The organism is Sphingomonas plantiphila (assembly GCF_046000505.1).
In the GTDB taxonomy this organism is placed as follows: Bacteria; Pseudomonadota; Alphaproteobacteria; order Sphingomonadales; family Sphingomonadaceae; genus Sphingomonas; species Sphingomonas plantiphila.
The window spans coordinates 2,291,257-2,311,102 of the sequence record NZ_JBELQC010000001.1; the positions used below are offsets into that span (position 1 = coordinate 2,291,257).

At 67.1% G+C, this 19,846-nt stretch carries 18 protein-coding genes; 9 read left to right on the plus strand and 9 right to left on the minus strand.

What is annotated here, in order from left to right; genetic code table 11:
- Nucleotides 1-8 precede the first annotated feature (8 nt).
- Nucleotides 9-1,382: a glutamate--cysteine ligase gene (locus tag ABS767_RS10955; RefSeq protein ID WP_408078383.1), complete on the plus strand. Its 1,374-nt coding sequence runs from the start codon at nucleotides 9-11 to the stop codon at nucleotides 1,380-1,382.
- Here the strand turns inward: ABS767_RS10955 and ABS767_RS10960 are convergent.
- The 4 genes from ABS767_RS10960 to secB form a co-directional block, all read right to left on the minus strand.
- The gene (locus ABS767_RS10960; protein WP_408078384.1) at nucleotides 1,379-2,962 is read right to left on the minus strand and encodes a hypothetical protein; all 1,584 of its coding nucleotides are present in this window, start codon (nucleotides 2,960-2,962) and stop codon (nucleotides 1,379-1,381) included. The two genes, ABS767_RS10955 and ABS767_RS10960, sit on opposite strands and share 4 nt — an antisense overlap.
- 74 nt (nucleotides 2,963-3,036) lie before the next feature.
- Nucleotides 3,037-4,047 carry a tryptophan--tRNA ligase gene (trpS, locus tag ABS767_RS10965; protein WP_408078385.1) on the minus strand — a complete coding sequence of 337 codons (1,011 nt, stop codon included), beginning with the start codon at nucleotides 4,045-4,047 and terminating at the stop codon, nucleotides 3,037-3,039.
- A 17-nt stretch (nucleotides 4,048-4,064) separates the two neighbouring features.
- Nucleotides 4,065-5,630: a murein biosynthesis integral membrane protein MurJ gene (gene murJ / locus ABS767_RS10970; protein WP_408078386.1), complete on the minus strand. Its 1,566-nt coding sequence runs from the start codon at nucleotides 5,628-5,630 to the stop codon at nucleotides 4,065-4,067.
- A gap of 23 nt (nucleotides 5,631-5,653) precedes the next feature.
- A complete protein-coding gene (gene secB / locus ABS767_RS10975) occupies nucleotides 5,654-6,166 on the minus strand; it encodes a protein-export chaperone SecB (protein WP_408078387.1) in 513 nt (170 codons plus the stop codon).
- 173 nt (nucleotides 6,167-6,339) lie between these two features.
- On the opposite strand from secB, the gene ABS767_RS10980 reads away from it, so the two are divergent.
- Entirely contained in the window at nucleotides 6,340-6,984 is a 645-nt protein-coding gene (locus ABS767_RS10980) for a Tim44/TimA family putative adaptor protein (RefSeq protein WP_408078388.1), read from the plus strand.
- Nucleotides 6,985-7,012: 28 nt separating this feature from the next.
- On the opposite strand, the gene ABS767_RS10985 is transcribed toward ABS767_RS10980, so the two are convergent.
- Entirely contained in the window at nucleotides 7,013-7,273 is a 261-nt protein-coding gene (locus tag ABS767_RS10985) for a hypothetical protein (protein WP_408078712.1), read from the minus strand.
- Between ABS767_RS10985 and mltA the strand changes: the two genes are divergently transcribed.
- The 3 genes from mltA to ABS767_RS11000 all read left to right on the plus strand — a co-directional run bounded on the left by mltA (nucleotide 7,209) and on the right by ABS767_RS11000 (nucleotide 10,656).
- On the plus strand, nucleotides 7,209-8,312 hold the full coding sequence (gene mltA / locus ABS767_RS10990; RefSeq protein ID WP_408078691.1) for a murein transglycosylase A: 1,104 nt from the start codon (nucleotides 7,209-7,211) through the stop codon (nucleotides 8,310-8,312). The genes ABS767_RS10985 and mltA overlap by 65 nt on opposite strands.
- A gap of 187 nt (nucleotides 8,313-8,499) precedes the next feature.
- A complete protein-coding gene (locus ABS767_RS10995; protein WP_408078389.1) occupies nucleotides 8,500-8,913 on the plus strand; it encodes a Smr/MutS family protein in 414 nt (137 codons plus the stop codon).
- Between the two features lie 66 nt (nucleotides 8,914-8,979).
- Nucleotides 8,980-10,656, plus strand: coding sequence for a putative bifunctional diguanylate cyclase/phosphodiesterase (locus ABS767_RS11000; protein ID WP_408078390.1), 1,677 nt, complete (start codon nucleotides 8,980-8,982; stop codon nucleotides 10,654-10,656).
- Here ABS767_RS11000 and dapE read toward each other — a convergent pair.
- Entirely contained in the window at nucleotides 10,653-11,774 is a 1,122-nt protein-coding gene (dapE, locus tag ABS767_RS11005) for a succinyl-diaminopimelate desuccinylase (RefSeq protein WP_408078391.1), read from the minus strand. The genes ABS767_RS11000 and dapE overlap by 4 nt on opposite strands.
- A gap of 29 nt (nucleotides 11,775-11,803) precedes the next feature.
- Between dapE and ABS767_RS11010 the strand changes: the two genes are divergently transcribed.
- Both ABS767_RS11010 and ABS767_RS11015 read left to right on the plus strand, forming a co-directional pair.
- On the plus strand, nucleotides 11,804-12,256 hold the full coding sequence (locus ABS767_RS11010; RefSeq protein ID WP_408078392.1) for a cupin domain-containing protein: 453 nt from the start codon (nucleotides 11,804-11,806) through the stop codon (nucleotides 12,254-12,256).
- Nucleotides 12,257-12,259: 3 nt separating this feature from the next.
- A complete protein-coding gene (locus ABS767_RS11015) occupies nucleotides 12,260-13,852 on the plus strand; it encodes a hypothetical protein (protein ID WP_408078393.1) in 1,593 nt (530 codons plus the stop codon).
- An 11-nt stretch (nucleotides 13,853-13,863) separates the two neighbouring features.
- Here the strand turns inward: ABS767_RS11015 and ABS767_RS11020 are convergent, their stop codons facing one another.
- Complete coding sequence (locus tag ABS767_RS11020) at nucleotides 13,864-14,529, minus strand: glutathione S-transferase family protein (RefSeq protein ID WP_408078394.1); 666 nt, start codon at nucleotides 14,527-14,529, stop codon at nucleotides 13,864-13,866.
- A gap of 115 nt (nucleotides 14,530-14,644) precedes the next feature.
- Here ABS767_RS11020 and ABS767_RS11025 point away from each other — a divergent pair, with 115 nt between their 5' ends.
- Both ABS767_RS11025 and ABS767_RS11030 read left to right on the plus strand, forming a co-directional pair.
- The gene (locus tag ABS767_RS11025) at nucleotides 14,645-16,579 is read left to right on the plus strand and encodes an alpha/beta hydrolase family protein (protein ID WP_408078395.1); all 1,935 of its coding nucleotides are present in this window, start codon (nucleotides 14,645-14,647) and stop codon (nucleotides 16,577-16,579) included.
- 56 nt (nucleotides 16,580-16,635) lie between these two features.
- The gene (locus ABS767_RS11030) at nucleotides 16,636-17,400 is read left to right on the plus strand and encodes a MerR family transcriptional regulator (RefSeq protein ID WP_408078396.1); all 765 of its coding nucleotides are present in this window, start codon (nucleotides 16,636-16,638) and stop codon (nucleotides 17,398-17,400) included.
- A gap of 48 nt (nucleotides 17,401-17,448) precedes the next feature.
- Here the strand turns inward: ABS767_RS11030 and yihA are convergent, their stop codons facing one another.
- Together yihA and yidC are read right to left on the minus strand one after the other, a co-directional pair.
- Nucleotides 17,449-18,090 (minus strand): ribosome biogenesis GTP-binding protein YihA/YsxC, encoded by a 642-nt coding sequence (yihA, locus tag ABS767_RS11035; RefSeq protein WP_408078397.1) that lies wholly within the window; start codon nucleotides 18,088-18,090, stop codon nucleotides 17,449-17,451.
- Complete coding sequence (gene yidC, locus ABS767_RS11040) at nucleotides 18,087-19,835, minus strand: membrane protein insertase YidC (protein ID WP_408078398.1); 1,749 nt, start codon at nucleotides 19,833-19,835, stop codon at nucleotides 18,087-18,089. Before yidC ends, yihA begins: the two co-directional genes overlap by 4 nt.
- Between the last annotated feature and the right edge of the window lie 11 nt (nucleotides 19,836-19,846).

Genomic DNA, 19,846 nt, shown 5'->3' on the forward strand with positions numbered 1-19,846 from the left:
TGCGCGCGATGAGCACCAAGACGGTTTCAAACAGCAACGCGCCTGTCATCGAGAGCCGTCAGATGCTCCTCGATTATTTCGCCGGGGGCGAAAAGCCCGCCGAACGGTGGCGGATCGGCACCGAGCATGAGAAGTTCGTCTATGCGATCGGCGACAATCACGCGCCATCCTATGACGAGCCGGGCGGCATCCGCGACCTGCTCGCCGAGCTGACGCAGTTCGGCTGGTCGCCGGTCGAGGAGGGGGGCAAGGTCATTGCCCTGTCCGGTCCGGATGGAACGGTCAGCCTCGAACCCGCCGGTCAGCTCGAACTTTCCGGCGCGCCGCTCGAAAACCTGCACGAGACCTGTGCCGAGACCGGGCGGCACCTGCAACAGGTCAAGGCGGTGGGCGAGAAGCTGGGGGTCGGCTTCCTTGGCCTCGGCATGTGGCCTGACAAGAGCCGCGCCGAGCTGCCGATCATGCCCAAGGGGCGGTACGGCATCATGCTCAACCATATGCCGCGCGTTGGCAGCCTTGGCCTCGACATGATGCTGCGCACCTGCACGATCCAGGTGAACCTCGACTATGCGAGCGAGGCGGACATGGTGCAGAAATTTCGTGTAGGTCTAGCGCTGCAGCCGCTGGCGACGGCGCTGTTCGCCAACTCGCCGTTCACCGACGGCAAGCCCAACGGCATGCTGTCGTACCGCAGCTATATCTGGTCGGACACCGACCCGGCGCGAACCGGCATGCTGCCGTTCGTGTTCGAGGACGGGTTCGGGTACGAGCGCTATGCCGACTATGCGCTCGATGTGCCGATGTATTTCGTGTACCGCGAGGGGCGCTACATCGACGCCGCCGGGCTGAGCTTTCGCGACTTCCTCAACGGCGAGCTGTCCGTGCTGCCGGGCGAGAAGCCGACGATCGACGACTGGGCGGATCATCTGTCGACCGCCTTCCCCGAAGTGCGGCTCAAGACCTTTCTGGAGATGCGCGGCGCCGATGGCGGGCCGTGGAACCGGATTTGCGCGCTGCCGGCCTTGTGGGTCGGGCTGCTGTATGACCAAGGCGCGCTCGATGCTGCGTGGGATCTGGTCAAGGACTGGGACATGGCCGGGCGGCAGGAACTGCGCGATACGGTCCCGAAGCTTGGGCTCGATGCGCCGCTTCCGGGGGGCGGGAAGCTGCGCGACATCGCCGGACAGGTGATCGACATCGCCGGAGCGGGCCTCACTGCCCGTGCGCGCCTCAACTCGGCCGGCGATAGTGAGAACGGCTTCCTCGACCCGCTGCGCGAGATCGTGCGGACAGGGAAGGTGCCGGCGCAGGCGCTGCTGGATCGCTATGCCGGGGTGTGGGACGGCGACGTCACGCGCATCTATGACGAGACGCGCTTCTAGCGCTGTTGCTGCGCCGCCGTTTCCCAGGCGGCGCGGACCTGAAGCGCGAAGATGCCCCTGAAGTCGCGCATTTCCCTCTGCGCTTTGGCCCCGAAATCGCGATAGGCGGCGGCGCGGTCAAGACCGGCGCGGGTGACGAGGCGCAACTGGGCGAGCGCGGCGGCGGAATCGCGGCGTGCGTAGAGCAGCAGCGCGGCATAGGCCAGTTCGGCCTGGACGCGCTCATAATGCGTCGCGGAGCGGGTCTCGCGAACGATCTCGACCGCCTCGCGCATCAATCCGAACCCGTCGCCCTTGCGCTGGCGCGTCAGCACCATCGCTTCGAACATCATCGCGCGGCCGACGAGCGGATGGCGCTTTCCGAACGCTTCCTGGAGCGCCTTGCGCGCGGTGGCGAAGGCCGCTTCGGCGGCGGGGATATCGCTCACACCGAGCAGCGTCGAGCCCCAGTCCAGATAGGCGGTGGCGGTTTCCGGGTGGGCCAGCCGCAAATGGCGCTCCAGCACGGGAATCGCTTCGCGCCATAGCGCATCGGCTTCGGCGAACCGCTGATAGCCGTCGAGGTGGCGGGCATAGGCGACCTTTGCCCGTGCAGTCTGGACATGCTGTTCACCGAATTGCTTGCGTCGCAGGTCGAGCGCGGCGCTGGTCAGCGCCAGCCCTTCGTCGGGGTCTACCAGCGGGGTAAGATCCAGATAGGCGCGGACGAGACGGTCGGGATCGCCCTTGCCATTGAGCAAATCGGCGATGACCGCGCGGTGCAGTTGTTCGGCGGCCTCGGTCCGGTCGACTGCCGCAAGGAATCGGGCCTTGCGCGCACGGGCGTCGAGCAGGACGTCGGGCGGTTGCGTCGCGAGCCCTTTGAGCGCGCGGTCGTAGAGCGGCTCGGCTTCGGCGGTCTGGCCAAGGCCGGTAAGCACGTCGGCAAGCGAGAGCACGATCCGTGCCGTGGCCGGGTCGTCGGCGCCATAGGCGCGGGTCACGTCGATCAGCGCCTGTCGCGCGACCGGTAGCCCCTCGGCGATGCCTGGCGAGTCGATGTATGAATCGATCAGCTTGGCGGCGGCGCGGAACTGGGCGCGCATATGGGCCGGTGTCGTGCCGTCGTTGCGCCAGATCGACACCGCAGTGCCATAGCGCGCAGCCGACATACGATAGAAAGCAGTACCGCCGCGGACCCCGGCATCGCCCTCGATCTCGGCGATGTCCGCCATTTCGAGCCAGAGCGGCGCGTTCAGCTTACCGACCCGGTCGATCTCCGCCTGTTCGGCGGGGGTAATGGTGCCGGCTTCCGCCTTTTCGTGCAGCGGACGCAGCGGGGCGGTGCGGGCCTCCATCGCGGCATTGAGGTCGAGACGCGCCTGATCGGCGATCCGGGCGGCACGATCGGGGTCGGTCGGGATCAGCGCGCGGGCGAAGGCGAGCTGGAGATCGAGACAGCGATCCCCCCGCGGGGCAGTCGCCTTGCAGCGATCATGCGCGGCTTCAAGCTGGGCCAAAGTCGCGCGGGGTGGCACGGGCGCACGTTGCGCGGCCACAGCCGGCGCGGTGAGGGCGAGCAGGGGGAGTAACGCACGCATCCCCAACAGCCTAGCAGCTGCGCATTCGCCTTCCACTGACAAACACGGACGGCTGCATTGTCGACGCAATGGCTCTAGCCGATGCGCAGCCCCATCGCCTGCTGCACATCGCGCAGCAGCGGCGCGGCGAGATTGGCCGCGCGCTCGGCACCCTTGCGCAGCTCGGCATCGACCGCGCCCTTGTCAGCGATCAGGCGCACCATTTCGTCGCGGATGGGGCCGAGTTTTGCGACCGCAAGATCGGCGAGCGCGGGCTTGAAGCTGCCGAAGCCCTGCCCGGCATAGTCGGCAACGACGTCCTCGGGCGTGCGGTCGGCGAGTGCGGCGAAGATGGTGACGAGGTTCTTGGCCTCGGGGCGATCCTTGAGCGATTCCCAGCTCTCGCCCATCGGCTCCGGATCGGTCTTCGCCTTGCGGAATTTCTGGGCGATCGCGTCGTCGTCATCGACCAGGTTGATCCGCGCCGCATCCGACGGGTTGGACTTGGACATCTTCTGCGTCGCATCGCGCAGCGACATGATGCGTGGCGCCGCTTTGCTGATCAGCGGTTCGGGTTCGAGCAGCAGGTCGGTCTTGTAGTCGAGGTTGAACTTGGCGGCGATGTCGCGCGCCAGCTCGAGATGCTGCTTCTGATCCTCGCCCACCGGCACGTGCGTCGCGCGGTAGAGCAGCACGTCGGCGGCCATCAGTACGGGATAGTCGTACAGCCCGACGCTCGCGCCCTCGCGGTTCTTGCCCGCCTTGTCCTTGAACTGGGTCATGCGGTTGAGCCAGCCGACGCGCGCGACATTGTTGAGCAGCCAGGCGAGTTCGCTGTGCGCCGGCACGCGCGCTTGGTTGAACAGGATCGAGCGCGCGGGATCGATGCCGCTGGCGATCATCGCGGCGCTCACCTCGAACGTGCTGTCGGTGATCGCGGCTGGCTCGCTCCATTCGGTAAGCGCGTGCAGGTCGGCAATAAAGTACATCGACTCGCCGCCCGCCGCCTCGACATCGGCCTGCATACCGACCCACTGCTTGATCGCACCGAGATAGTTGCCGAGGTGGAGATTGCCGGTGGGCTTGATGCCGGAAACGACGCGCATGGGTTAATTCCAGGTCTTCAGGTTGATTTGCGGCGCACCAGCGACACGATGTCGCTTGGCCGGAATGCGCCGGTCGCGAAACAGGCGGCGGCGTAGACGATGCAGCCCGCGCCGACCAGCACCATCATCGCCGCGGTTCGGACCGTCCACGCGCCGCTGGTATAGGGGGCGAACAGGTCGTTGAGGAAGAACATCACCGCGCCCATCACCAGCGCCGCGCCGACCAACCGCCAGACGCGGCGGCGCAGCTGCGAATCCACCTCGAAATGGCCACGCTGGCGCAACGCGCGATAGAGCAGGGCGAGATTGACCCAGGCGGCGATCGCGGTGGCAAGCGGCGGCCCCATGTGACGGAGCGGGATGATCAGCGCGAGGTTGAGGGCGAGGTTGACCACGATGGAGATGGTGGCGAAGCGCACCGGGGTCTTCGTGTCCGAGCGTGCGTAGAAGCCTGGGGTGATCACCTTGATCAGGATATAGGCGGGCAGGCCGATCGAGAAGGCGGCGAGCGACTGCGCGGTAAGGCGGGTATCCTCCGCCGTGAACGCGCCGTGCTGGAACAGCGCTGCGACGATCGGTGCGCCGCAGATCACCAGCGCCACGGTTGCGGGCAGCGTCAGGAACAGCGCCAGTTCGGTGCCGCGATTCTGGGTGTGCATCGCCGCCCCGTCATTTCCCGCCCCCAGCTGCCGCGCGATGGTGGGGAGGAGGACGGTGCCGAGGCCGATGCCGATCAAGCCGAGGGGAAGTTGGTTCAGCCGGTCGGCGTAGTAGATGTAGGAGACCGAGCCCTCCACCAGCAGGCTCGCGGCGAGCGCGGTCGAGATGACGAGGTTGATCTGATAGGCGCCCGCGCCCGCCGCGGCAGGGCCGATCAACGCCAGCAGCTTACGCACGTCCGGCGTCAGGCGCGGGAGCCGCAGCTTGAGCCTCACCCCTGCGGCCCGACAGGTGAGGATCAGCCAGAGCAGCTGAAGCGCCCCGGAGACGGTAACCGCGATCGCCTGGTTCCGCGCGGTCAGCAGCGTGTCGTCGGTGTGGAAGAACAGCAGTGCGGCGATGAGCGTCGCGTTGAGCAGGATCGGCGCGGCGGCATTGACCCAGAATTTGTGCAGCGAATTGAGGATGCCGCCCAACAGAGAGACGAGGCTGATCAGGAGCAGGTAGGGAAAGGTGATCCGCGACAGCTCGACCGCATAGCCGAATTCGCCGGGGGTCACGTCGTTGAACCCGCCCGACAGCGCCCAGACGACCGGGAAGGCAGCGATCTCCATCACTGCGGTCAACAGGATCAGGATCGGCAGCAGGACCGCCAGCGCCTCTTCCGCGAGACGCAGTCCGGGAGCGACGTCACCGCCCGCCTCACCGACCTTGCGGCTGAACATCGGAACGAAGGCGGCGCTGAACGCCCCTTCGGCGAACAGCGCGCGGAACAGGTTGGGAAGGCGGAAGGCGACCAGAAACGCGTCCGACGCGAAGCTGGCGCCGACATAGCGCGCAAACAGCGAATCGCGGACCAGTCCGAGCACCCGGCTGACGAGCGTGAGCCCGCCGATCGATCCGAGCGCCCGGACGAGGTTCATGGTTCAGACCCCCGCGGGAGCAATCAGGCCTGGCCTGCTTCCCCACCGGCCTGAAGCTGCGCGTCGCGTTCCATGCGCTGCTGCTCGTACAGGCCGTTGAAGTCGATCGGCTCGAGCATCAGCGGCGGGAAGCCGCCGTCGCGGACGGCATCGGCCAGCACGCGGCGCGCGAACGGGAAGAGCAGGCGCGGCGCTTCTCCGAGCAGGAAGGGCTGGAGATGTTCTTCGGGAATGTTGCGGATCGCGAACAGGCCCGAATAGGAGAGGTCGACGATGAACGCGACCTGGTCCTCCATCTGGGCGCGGACGTCGATCTTGAGCGTCACTTCGTGAACGTCCTGCGCGACTTCGGCGGCGCCGATGTTGAACTGCACGTCGAAGGCGGGCTGGCCCTGGATCTGGTAGATGGCGGGCGAATTGGGATTCTCGAACGAGAAGTCCTTCACATATTGCGAGATCACACCCACCGACGGCGCGGTGTCGGCGCCGTTCGCCAGCGGATCGCCATTCGGCGCTGCGTTTTCCGGCGTGTCCATGGTACAGAAGATCCTTTGCAAGTCTGGGATATTGTCGCGGCGATCCGCGTTCGAATGACCGCCGCGCCTAGCAGGGGCGGTTCCGCGTTTCAACGGGGCCGCGCATCGCGACATCGCGGATTTGAATCATGGCGCCATCGCGCTTATGTGGTGGGCAGAAAGAGGTGCCAAACGTGTATCTAGTGATCCTGTTCGCGGCCATCGCGGCCTTCCTGGCGCTCCGGCTCTACTCTGTCCTGGGCAAACGCACGGGGCATGAGCAGCCCCTGCCGCGTCCGGCCGAGGAACGCGTGGGCGCGCCGCAGATGCCGCGCACCATCGACATGCCGCCTGAGGTCCGCGAAACCGGCCCACGCGCCGTGGAAACCGGTGCGGAGGGCGGGTTGCGCGCGCTTGTGGCCGCCGACCCTGCGTTCGATGTGAACCAGTTCGTCGAGGGTGCGAAATCCGCCTATCGCATGATCCTCGAGGCCTTCTGGAAGGGCGACCGAGAGACGCTCGACTGGCTGGTCGAGCCGGACGTGCGCGAGAGCTTCGTCGAGGCGATCGATGCGCGCGAGGCTGCGGGCGAGACGCTGGACAACCGCCTGATCTCGATCGAGCGCGCCGCCATCTCGGACATCGCGCTCGAGGGCCGGGTGGCGCGGATCACCATGCGCTTCGACGCCGATATCGCTGCGATCACGCGCGACAAGGACGGCAACGTCATCGCCGGATCGCTGAGCGACGCGGTCGAGACGCACGACGTGTGGACGTTCAGCCGCGATCTCGCCAGCGGCGATCCGAACTGGAAGCTGAGCGACACCGACGAAGCCTGAACCGCGCAGGCGGTGATGCCGGAGCCGCCTAGGCGGCAATGCCTGACCGCGAACGCGGCAATGATGGAGTGACCATGCGCGTTTGGGGGGTAGCGGCGCTCGCCGCGCTGTTGGGGGCCTGTTCGTCCGGCGTCGTGCCGTCTTCGCGACCCGCGACGTCGGGCTCGCAGCCATCGCGTTCGTCATCGTCGATCCCGGTTCGCCAGCCGGTCGCCGCCACCCCGTTGGCACCCGCTCCGGCGCCTGCTGCTCCGGCCAGCGCCACGACCGCTGGGATGGCCGGTGTCATCGCCGGGCCCCGGATCGAAAGCCTCCCGATCACTATGGCGGCTGCAGCGCGGGCGCTGGGCGCGTTCAAGATCAGCTGCGCGACGTTGATGCGGCGCACCGACGCCACGGGGCTGACGCGCGGCGAGGATTGGCGCCCCGCATGCGACGCGGCGCGCAGCACGCAGGATCGCGACGCCAGCACCTTCTTCGCGCGCTATTTCGAGACCGTGCAGATCGCCGACGGCAAGGCGTTCGCCACCGGCTATTACGAGCCGGAGATCGCCGGATCGCGCACCCGGCGGCCCGGCTTTGAAGTCCCGATCTACGGCCGCCCCGCCGACTTGATCGATGTCGATCTCGGCAGCTTTTCCGATGCGCTGCAGGGCAAGTCGGTCCGCGGCCGGGTCGATGGCACCAAATTGGTCCCCTATCACGACCGCACCGCGATCGAGCAGGGTGCGCTGCAGGGGCGGGGGCTGGAGATCGCCTGGGCGGCCGACCCGATCGAGCTGTTCTTCCTGCAGATCCAGGGGTCCGGTCGTCTGCGGCAGCCCGACGGATCGGTGATGCGGATCGGCTATGCCAGCCAGAACGGGCGCGAATATACGGGCATCGGGAAGTTGATGCTCGACCGCGGCCTCGTCGCCCGCGGGCAGGCGTCGATGCAGGGCCTGATGGCGTGGCTGCGCGCGAACCCCGAACAGGGCCGAGCGATCATGCGCGAGAACAAAAGCTATGTCTTTTTTCGCGAGCTGACGGGTCCCGGGCCTCTGGGTGCGCTCGGCGTTCCCGTGACCGGTCTAGCCAGCGTGGCGGCCGATCCGAAGTTCGTGCCGCTGGGCGCTCCGGTGTTCCTGTCAATGGACCGGCAGGATGCCAATGGCCTGTGGGTGGCGCAGGACACCGGCGGTGCGATCAAGGGCGCCAACCGCTTCGATACCTTCTGGGGTGCTGGCGACGATGCGCGCGCGACTGCAGGCGGCATGTCGGCTCGGGGCACCGCCTGGCTGCTGCTCCCGCGCGGGACGCTCGCGCGCCTCGGCGCCGCGCGCGACTGAAGTCGGGGCCGCGATGCCCCGTCAACCCCCGCGCGGCATGACGGCCGAGGAGCAGGCGTTGTGGGCGCGGGTGACGGCGAGCATCAAGCCGTTGTCGCGCGAGGCGCCACGCCCGGTGCAGCCGCTCGGGCCCGCCTTGGACCTTTCGCCCCCCGTAGTTGCGACTCAAGTCCCTCCCAAGGGAAGGGTGCCTGCACCGGTATCGCGACCGAGCCAGCCGTCCCCCGCGCCCCCGCCGCGCGACACGCTGGACGGGGGGTGGGACAAAAGGCTGTCGCGCGGGCTCGTCGGACCGGACACCACGCTCGACCTGCACGGCCATACGCTGGCGAGCGCGCACGCGCTGCTCGATCGTGGGCTGGACCGGGCGATCGCGCGGGGCGACCGGTTGATGTTGCTGATCACCGGAAAGCCGCCGCGTCCGGAGTCGGATCGCCCTCATGCCCGTGGGGCGATCCGGGCGGCGGTGCGCGACTGGCTGGCGGCGTCGCGTCATGCCGATCGAATCGCGGCCGTGCGCGGCGCGCATTCCCGGCACGGAGGGCAGGGCGCGCTCTATATCGTGTTGCGCAGAGAACGGTCGCCTACGCGAAAATTTTAACTCTTTGCGTTCACTGTCCGCCGATCGCCGGGATGGTTCGGCGCGGGTGGGGGTTCGCGAAACGGGATGGAAGGATTCTCGCTCAAGAGTCGTGCGATCGCATTTGCGATCTGCGCCGGGGCGTTCGTCTTCATTCTTGCGCTCGCCGCCACCTCGCGTGGAGCGTTCGACGTCGTCAGCGCCAGCCGCGCGCTGATCGCGGCAATTATCTGCGCCGTGATGTGCTGGGCCTATGCCGAGCGGACGATCGCCGCGACCGCAGAGGCCATCGACGCAGCGATTTTGCGCCTGACGCGTGCCGCCAATGGCGATCTGGAGAGCGAAATCCCCCGCGAGGTGGAGATTTGCGTGCCGCCGCTCGCCCACGCCATGGATGGGCTGTTTCGCCAGCTGCATTCCAATCTTGAGAGCGTCCAGCGGCTTGCGCTGTACGATCCGGTCACCGGGCTGCCCAATCGCGTGCATTTCCGCCGCAGCTGCGAGCGGATGCTGAGCGAACTGCCGCCCGATGCGATGGCAGCGCTGTTCTTCATCGATCTCGATCGGTTCAAGGCGGTCAATGATACGTTGGGCCATGCGGTGGGCGACCAATTGCTGGGCATGGTGGCAAACCGCCTGCGCGCCGTTGCGGACCGGTTCGCGATCGATGGCGATTCGCGCCAGCCGCTGATCGGGCGCCTGTCGGGCGACGAGTTCACGATCTATTTCCCCGAGCTGGGCCATCTACGTGACGCCGACCGGGTCGGTCGCGGCATCCTGTTCGCGCTGTCCGAACCCTTCGACCTGGCCGATCAGGAGGTGTCGATCGGCGCGTCGGTGGGCATCGCGATGCGCCCAGAACATGGTAGCTCGCTCACCGACCTGATGCGCGCGGCCGACGCCGCCATGTATCATGCCAAGGCGCAGGGACGCGGGCGCGCCGAGCATTTTACCGCGCAGCTCGCCGCCGAGATCGCCGAGCGCGCGCTGCTGGAGAGCGACTTGCGCGCAGCGGTCGAGCAGGATCAGTTCACGCTGGTCTATCAGCCACAGGTCAGCGCGAGCGACGGGCGGATCGTTGCGGCCGAGGCGCTGCTCCGCTGGGAGCACCCGAAACGCGGCCTGTGTCTCCCCGGCACGTTCATCCACCGCGCCGAGGAAACCGGACTGATCGTCGAGATCGGCGAATGGGTGGTCAAGCATGTCGCGTCGACCATCGCACGCTGGGGCGCGATCGGAGTCGAGCAACGGCTCGCGGTCAATATCAGCCCGCGCCAGCTCGACCATGCCGCGTTCTTCCGCCGATTGAGGGAAGCGATGCAGGAGGCGGGAGCACCCGCACGCCTGCTCGAACTCGAAATCACCGAGACGCTGGCGATGCACTGCTCGAGCGAGGTGATCGAGGCGATCACCGCGCTGCGCGCCGACGGCGCGAGCATTGCGGTGGACGATTTCGGCACCGGCTATTCCAATCTCGCCCGGCTGCGCGACCTGCCGCTCGACCGGGTGAAGCTGGACCGCAGCCTGGTCGAGAACGTCGCGACCAGTGTCGAAGCACGTACGATCGCGCAGGCGGTGATCGGCCTGATCCACGGCATCGGCTGCGAAGTCGTGGCCGAGGGGATCGAGACCGAGGCGCAGCTCGAAGTGCTGCGCGTCATCGGCTGCGATGTTCTTCAGGGCTATGTCATCGGGCGTCCTATGCCCGAGACGGCGTTCCTGGGCTGGGCGCAGGCCGAACCGCGCCGCGCGTTGCGCGCCTAGCCGAACACCCGAGCCAGCACGCCCGCGTAGATGCAGGTCAGCGCGTGAAGGTCGTCCAGCGCGACCGCTTCGTCCAGCTTGTGCATCGTCGCATTGAGCAGGCCGAATTCGACCACTGGGCAAAGGCGCGCGAGGAAGCGGGCATCGGAAGTGCCGCCGCTGGTGGACAATTCCGCCTCGACCCCGGTCTCCGCGCGGATCGCATCGCTCACCAGCGTCGAGAGCGTACCCGGCTCGGTCAGAAATGCCTCGCCATAGACGCGGCCGTGAACGATTCCCGCCGGGGCGTGGGCACGGACGATGCGCTCGACCCGCTCGATCAGGTCATGACCACGGTGCAGATCGTTGAAACGGATGCTGATCCGCGCCGCAGCCTTGCCCGGGATGACGTTCGTGGCGGGATTGCCGACCGCCAGATCGATGACTTCGATATTCGACGGCTGGAACCAGTCGGTCCCGTCATCGAGCGTGATCGCATCGATCTCCGCCAGCGCGCGCACGAGGCGGGGGATGGGATTGTCGGCGATATGGGGGTAGGCGACATGGCCCTGCCGGCCCGGCACGGTGATGTCGATGACGGTCGATCCGCGGCGCCCGATCTTGATCGTGTCGCCGAGGCGCTGACTGCTGGTCGGCTCGCCGACCAGGCACAGGTCCGGGGTCAGCCCGCGCTGCGCCATGCGGTCTATGATCGCGAGCGTGCCAAAGGTCGCGGGGCCTTCTTCGTCGCCGGTGATGATCAGGCTGACGGTGCCCTGCGCGGGCAGACCGGCGAGCGCCGCGGTGAAGGCGGCAATCGCGCCCTTCATGTCCACCGCGCCGCGCCCATAGAGCAGATCGCCGCGGATTTCCGGTTCGAACGCGCCCGACGCCCAGCCTTCCCCCGGCGGGACCACGTCGAGATGCCCGGCAAAGGCGAAATGCGGGCCCGGGCCGGCGGTGCGCACCGCGAGAAGGTTTTCGACCGGCCCGTCGGGCGCCTCGCCCGCGACGAACCGCTCTACCGCGAAGCCGAGCGGGAGCAGCGCTGCCTCCAGCACATCGAACACGGTCCCGCGCGCCGGAGTGATGCTGGGCGCAGCGATCAGCGCCTTGGTGAGTTCGACTACATCGGGCATGACAGGCTCCACCGCTACGGGAGGTTCCATTGCCCAAGCTCGATCTAGACACAATCCCGCAGACCAATGCGACCGGCTATCCGGCCGAATATGCCGATGTGGTGTCGCAGCGCTGGTATCGCCGCCTCGCGCCCGCAGCGGGGCTTGAGGATTTCGGAGCGAGCCATGTGACGCTGAAGCCCGGCGCGTGGTCGGCGCATCGCCACTGGCACGAGGGTGAGGATGAACTGGTCGTCATGGTCGCGGGCGAGGCGGTGCTGGTCGACGATGCGGGCGAGCATGTCATGCGCCCCGGCGACGTCGCGGCGTTCCCCAAGGGCGACGGCAACGGCCATGTCCTTCAGAACCGCAGCGACGCCGACTGCGTGTTCGTCGCGATCGGCAAGCCGGCGGCGAGCGATTGCCATTACCCCGATATCGACATGCATCTGATCGCCGGACAGGGGTTTCGGCGAAAGGATGGGTCCGGCTTCGGAGGCTGAACCATGCTCGGCCGCGCCGCACTTGCGATCTCGCTGATCTCGATTCTCCCGGCGTCGGCGCAGACGGACCTGCGGTCGATGCCGCCTGCTGTCGAAGCGGCGGCGAAGGCGGCGCCCGACGCACGCATGGAAGCGATCGTCCGCCGGGAATATGCCGCGTGCGTCGCGGACCAGAGTAGGCAGGGCGATTCGAAGGGCTTCGAATGTAACGGCATCCTGGCCTGGGTCTTCGCCGAGGCGCGGCGCCGCGATCTTCGCGCGCTCTCGGAATGGGCGGTCCGCGGCGTGACGGCGTCGATCTACGATCCGGTCGATGCGCGCACATCGCTGACGCTTCTGGGAGAGGCGGGCAGGATCCTGTCGTCGGCCGATTATCCTCGGTCGCTGCCGTTTCACGCAGCCTATGTCGAGGACACCCTTGCCGATCCGAACGCCGGGGCCGACGCGCTCGCGGAGTTGCGGACGCGCGCCGAGCGCTATGAGACGCTGGGCCTTCCGGCCACCGATGCGATCTACGCCGGCGGTGCCGCCACTCTTGCGCGGCGGATCGAGGGGGCGGGGTCCGTCACCGCTTCACGCATGGATGCACAGGCATTGCGTGCCTGGGCGATGCTGGGCCGGGAGGAAGCCGCCCGCCGCTGCGCGTCCGACCCTGCGGCGTCGGTGACCGATGCCGGGGTACGTCTGCACGTTCGGGTCAGTTGTGCGATCGCGGCGGAGCAGGCGGGGCGGTGGCGGGACGCGGAGGCGCAATTGCGCGCGCTGCTTCCCGAGGCGCAGGCTCAGGATGCGCCCCAGGCGCGCGCGGACCTGCTGATGGCGCTTGGGCGCAACCTGACCCGCCAGGAGCTTTACGACGCGGCGGTCGGCTATCTCACCACTGCCCGGGACCTCCTCGCGCCGCTCGTGATGGAGGAGGATGAGCGCAATCTGCGCGCCCCGGCCATCCGCGCCGCGCGGGCGCAGGGCGCGTTGAACATCGCGACGGGATTTCGCGACATGCAGACGTCGGGTGTCCATCGGAACCTGACCGGCATCTACAAACTGGAGGCGAAGATCGCCGCCGCCGACACCTGGGCGATGCGGGCAGAGGCGCTTCAGCGCCAAATCGACGGTGGGTCGCTGCGCTGGGAGGGCGGGGTGTGGCGCCAGATGCTGTACGCCTATGGCGATGCCGCGGAAGAGGCCAGGCGACTGATCGGCCGGGACGCGCCGATCGTGGCGATGCTGCGCGCAAAGGATGCGCAGGGCCGGGAGCAGTTTCTGACCGAAGGATTCCGTCGCCCGCTGTCGGACACCGTCACCGAGCGCGAGCTGGTCGACGCGATGAATGCCGCCGCAAAGAGCATCGCGTCCCTGCCATGGACCGATCGATACCGCATCGAGGGGCTACAGGTCGCGGCCGGGTTTATGGCGCGCAACCGGCGCAACGTGCCGGAGGCACGCAGCCTGTGCCGCTCCGCCATGGATGGCGCGATCGAGCGGATGCGATCGCATGGCGAGTTCGACGCGGCCGCTCAGGCGCAGTTGCGGCGCCGGGCCCCGCTGTTCGCCGAATGCGTAAAGGTGGCCTGGCTGTCGCAGGGCAGACGTTAGGGTCTAAAGTTTCAGGCCGGTTCCTGCTCGAACTGTTCCAGCACCCACTCCTCCTCCTGCGCCGCGGCGATCCAGTCCTGCATGAAGGGGTGCTGCAGCACCGCGTTCATATAGGCCGGCGCGAACCGCGCGACGGGGAGCGAATAGGTGACGAAGCGCGTGACGACCGGCGCGAACATCAGGTCGACCGCGCCGAACTCGCCGAACAGGAATTCGCCGTCGCCGCCATAGCGGGCGCGGGCCTGTGCCCAGAGTTCCATGACCCGCTGGATATCCTGCATGACATCTTCGTCCGGGGTCTTGGGCGGATAGACCTGGCGGATGTTCATGCTGTGCTTGCGACGCAGCGCCGCGAAGCCCGAATGCATCTCGGCCGCCATCGATCGCGCCATTGCGCGCGCGGCATTGTCGGTCGGCCAGAAGCGGTCGCCGCCCGATTTCTCGTTGAGATATTCGACGATGGCGAGGCTGTCCCACACCACCGCGTCGCCGTCCCACAGGATCGGCACCTTGCCCGACGACGGTGCGAACTCGTCGCCTTCGCGCCGCTGGTCCCAGTCCTGATCGTAGAGCGGCACGACGACCTCTTCGAACGGCAGGCCGGAAAGTTTGCACGCCAGCCAGCCGCGCAGCGACCACGACGAATAGGCTTTGTTGCCGATGAAAAGCTTGAGCATGGCGGGGGGATAGCGGCGGCGTGGGGCAGGGGCAACCGCGCACGGAAACGCTTGCGAATCCCGATCGCCCCGCACAGGCTGCGGCCGGCATGACAGGCGAGTAGGGGGAGCGGGAATGTCACGCATATTCATGACGATACTGACGGGTCTGGCGACGATCGCGACGGTGACTGCCGCGCCGCAACAGACGCCCGCCGCGCGTACGCGCGCGCCTCTGCCGATCGAGGCGTTCGCCGACATGCCGCAGCTCGAGCGCCCGCAGCTGTCGCCCGATGGCACCCGGATCGCCGCGAAGATCGCGATCAGCGGACAGCAGTATTTCGCGGTGCTGACGCTGGGCAAGCAGGGGCCGCCGCAGTTGATGAAAGCCGGCGAAGCGGATGTGAACTGGTGGCGCTGGGTCAATGACGACTGGCTGGTGCTCGGCATCGGCCGGAGCGTGCCGGTCGAGGGCGACGAATGGTATGTGACGCGCGCGATCGCCTATCAGCCGTCGACGAACAAGGTGATCCAGCTCCCCCCGCGCGATGTGGCGCAAAAGGGCGACGATGTAATCTGGGTCGCGCGGGACGGCAGCGCGCGGGTGATGCTCGCCTATCAGACGTCGATCTATATCAACCGTGAGGGCTTCTGGCCCAAGGTGGAGGAGATCGACCTCGATACCGGGAAGCGCCGGACCATCCTTGCCGGGCGGGCCGGGGTGATGGACTGGTATGCCGATGGCGCGGGCGTAGTCCGCATGGGCATCGGCGTTAGCGAAGACGGGCGGTCGCGACGGCTGCTCTATCGCGACAGCAACAGCGCCATGTTCCGCACGATCGACAAGGCGCGGCGCGGCGACGATCGGTTGATCGTCCCGGCGCTGTTCCTGGAGGACAAGAGCAAGGCGCTCGTGATCGATGACGACGAGGATGGATATTCCGCGCTGTATGAGCTTGACCTGGCAACGCTGGAGCGCGGCAAGCAGCTTTTTGCCAGCAAGGGGTACGACATTGGCAGCCTGATCGCGGATCCTCGCGGGTCGGGCGTGCTGGGGATCGCGCTTCAGGAGGATGCGCCCGGCGTCCGCTGGGTGGATCCGGACATGCAGGCGATGCAGGAGACCGTCTCGTCGCTGGTGAAGGGCGCCGAGGTCGCGATCGTGTCGACCAGCCGCGATCGCAGCCGCGCGATCGTGGCGATCGGCGGGGCCGATGCCCCCGGCGGCTATTTCGACTTTGGCCGGGCCCACAAGACGATGACCCCGCTGGGTTTCAATAATCCCAGCATCCGGATGAAGCGAATGCACCCGGTCCGGACGATCCGGTACAAGGCGCGTGATGGACTGGAGATCGCCGCGGTCCTGACCCTGCCCAAGGACCGGTCGGGCAAGCTGCCGCTGATCGTGATGCCGCATGGCGGGCCGTTCGCGCGCGACAGCGAGAGCTGGGACTGGTGGACGCAGTTCCTGGCGGATCGCGGCTATGCGGTAATCCAGCCCAATTATCGCGGATCGTCCGGCTTCGGCACCGCCTTTGCGCGACGCGGCGAGGGCCAATGGGGGCTGGCGATGCAGGACGACCTGAACGACGCCGTGACCGAGCTGGCGAAGCTCGGCATCGCCGACCCCAAGCGGGTGTGCATGGTCGGAGCCTCCTATGGCGGGTACGCGGCAGTGCGGGCCGCACAGCGCGACGGCACGCGCTATCGCTGCGCCATCTCCTATGCCGGCGTGTCCGACCTCAACCGGATGATGAAGCATTCGCGCAATTATCTGCACAGCGGGGCGCGGAGCGACTGGCTGCGCGAGCAGGCCCCGGACCTGAAGGGCGTGTCGCCGCTCAACTTCCCGGAGGAATTCTCGATTCCGGTGCTGCTCGTCCATGGTGACAAGGATGTCGTGGTGCCCCCGGTCCAGTCGCGCCTGCTGGCCGAGCGCCTGCAAAAGGCGGGCAAGGACGTGACCTATATCCGCCAGCCCGAGGCGGACCATCATTTCAGCCGCGGCGAGGATCGCCTGGAATTTCTGAAGGCGATGGAGGCGTTTCTGGCCAAGCATAACCCGGCCTGAGCGCGCCCGTTTTTTGGGCTTGCGCTTGACGCTGCGTCAACTGGCATAGCGGCCCCATGATTGAGTCGCTCGACATTGCCGAAGTCGCCCGGCGCAGCGGGATCACCGCGCGCGCGCTCCGCTTCTACGAGGCGCGCGGACTGCTGCGCCCGCTGCGCACCGCGTCGGGGCGGCGCTGCTATGGCCCGGCGGAGCTGGAACAGGTCCACCGCATCGTCCTGCTCAAGCGCGCCGGTCTCAGCCTCGCGCAGATCCAACGCCTGACCGCGCATGCGCCGGTCGATCTCGGGCGGTTGGTCGATGTCCAGCTGGAAACGCTGGCCGAACAGGCCGCCGAGATCGAAGCCGCCCGCGCGCTGCTTCGCACCGTCAAGTCCCGCATCGATTCCGGCGAGCGCATCGATGTCGCGACATTCTGCTCGCTGATACGACAAGGAGACATGCAGATGTCGCAGCAACAACAATGGGACAAAGTCGCCGACCGCTTCTTTACTGCTGAGGAAAAAGCGCAGTTCGAAGCCACGATGGCGCAGCTGCCCGCCGATTTCGATCATGCGGATTATACGCGCGGCTGGGCCGATCTGGGCGCGCGGATCAAGGCGGCGTTGCCCCTGGATCCGGCAAGCGTGCAAGCTCAGGCGTTCGTCGCCGAATGGCGTGAAATGCTTGCGCCGTTCAACGCCGTCGCGACCCCGGCGATGAAGGCGGGGGTCCAGCGCATGTATGAGCGCATGGACACGTGGCAGGGTCAGGCCGATCCCGGCTTCGACGCCGAGGTGTTCGCCTTTATCCAGTCGGCGTTGCGCGCGAAGGCGGGTTGAGCGAAAGGTCGGGCCGGTTGCTGGCCGGCCCGGCTTCGCGTGACGCGTTCAGACGCTCACCGCCTCGACCACCGCGGCGCGCAGTTCGGCGATGCCGTCGCTCTTCTCGCTCGACGTGGCGAGAATGTCGGGGTGTGCGGCGGGGCGCTTCCGTGCTTCGTCGATGGTACGCTGAGTCACCTCTGCCAGTTCCGCCGACTTTATCTTGTCGCCCTTGGTCAGGACAATGCGATAGCTGACCGCCGCTGCATCGAGCATGTCGAGGATGTCGCGATCGACCTCCTTGATCCCGTGGCGGCTGTCGATCAGCACCAGCACGCGCTTGAGCACGTCGCGCCCCCGCAGATAGTCGTTCACCAGGAAGCGCCATTTCTTGACGACGTCCTTGGGTGCCTTGGCAAAGCCGTAGCCGGGCATGTCGACCAGCCGGAATTTCACCGGATCGCCGATGTCGAAGAAGTTGAGTTCCTGCGTCCGACCCGGCGTGTTCGACGTGCGCGCGAGACCGTTGCGGTTGGTCAGCGCGTTGAGCAGCGAGGATTTGCCGACATTCGACCGCCCCGCGAACGCCACTTCCGGCACCGTCGGTTCGGGCAGGAAGTGGAGCGCGGGCGCGGACTTCAGGAACGCGACCGGACCGGCAAAGGTCTTGCGCGCGCTCTCGATCAGTTCGGGGTCGAAATCGCTCACTTCTTCCCCTTGGCGGGCTTGCCGTCGATCACCGCTCCGGAGGCGGGCGCGGGTTCCTTGAGCGCCGGGTGGCGCATGTAGAGGAACTTCTGCTGCGCGATGGTGAGCAGGTTCGAGGTGATCCAGTAGACCTGGAGCCCGGTGGCGAACGGCGCCATCACGAACATCAGCACCCACGGCATGATCGCGAACATCTGCTTCTGCATCTCGTCCATCGGTGCCGGGTTCAGCTTGAACTGTGCCCACATCGATGCGCCGAGCAGGATCGGCAGCACGCCGATGGCGAGGAAACCGGGCGGGTTGAAGTCAAGCAGGCCGAACAGGTTCAGGACATGCAGCGGATCGGGTGCCGACAGGTCCTTGATCCACAGGATGAACGGCTGGTGCCGCATCTCGATCGACAGCATCAGGCACTTGTAGAGCGCATAGAGGATCGGAATCTGCAGCAGGGTCGGCAGGCAGCCCGCGAGCGGGTTCACCTTCTCGTCCTTGTACAGCTTCATGATCTCCTGCTGCTGGCGCGGCTTGTCGTCCTTGTAGCGTTCCTGCAGCGCCTTCATCTTGGGCTGGAGCGCGCGCATCGACGCCATCGATGCGAACTGCTTCTGCGCGATCGGGAATAGCAGCGCGCGGACGGTGACCGTCAACAGGATGATCGCCAGGCCGAAATTGCCGACCATGCGGAACAGCCAGTGGAGATAGTGGAAGATCGGCTTTTCGAAGATCTCGAACCAGCCCCAGTCGATCGCCTTGCCGAACTGGCGGATGCCGCCCTGTTCCTCATACTGATCGAGCAGGTTGACGTCCTTTGCGCCAGCGAAGAAGCGCGTCGTCTGGGTCATCACCTGGCCGGGGCCGACCTGACGGGCGGAGGTCGGCTCGAACTGCGCCTGGGTCGCGCCATTGGCGGCGGGACGGAAGCTGAGCGCGACGGGCATGCCCTGATCGGGAACCAGCGCGGTCAGCCAGTAGATGTCGGTATAGCCGAGCCAGCCGCCCTTCGAGTCGAAGCGCTTGGCGCCCTCGTCCGTCACGGTGCTGTAGTTGACGCCATAGTCGACCGTGCCGTTGTACGACGCGACCGGGCCGGCGTGGATGGTCCAGGTGTCGTGATCCTTGCCCGGGCCGTAGCGGTAGAGATAGCCATAGCCGGCGACGCTGATCGCCCGCTGGCCGAGGTTCGCGACCTTCTGGCGGACGGTGAACATATAGCCGTCGTCGACCGAAAGCTCGATCGCGAAGCGCTGGGTACCGCTGGTGGCGGTGAGCGTAATCGGGGTGGATGGAGTGAGCTTCGCACCGCTCGCCTGCCACACCGAATCCGGACCGGGGGCGTTCAGGCCCTGACCCGACCAGCCGAAGCCGGCGAAATAGGCGTCGCGCGTGCCGCTGGGCGAGAGCAGGCGGATCGGATCGCTGTCCTTGGCGATCGTTTCCTGATGCTTGATCAGCACCAGATCGTCGATCCGCGCGCCCTTGAGGCTGATCGAGCCGCGCACGGTGGGGGTTTCGATCGCGACGCGCGGGCTTTCCGCGAGCACAAGCTTGCGGTCACGGACCGCCCTGGGCGTATCGGCGGCGGGGTCGGCGCCCGGATTGGGGACGACCTTGGTCTCGCCGCCCTGCACCTTGGTCGCGGGGGGATTTGCGGTGGGGAAGAACCAGCCGGTGATCGCGGGCCACGCGAACAGCAGCAACGCGGCGATCACCGCGAACAGCAGGAAATTCTTCTGGTCGTCTTTCACGTCATTCCCCG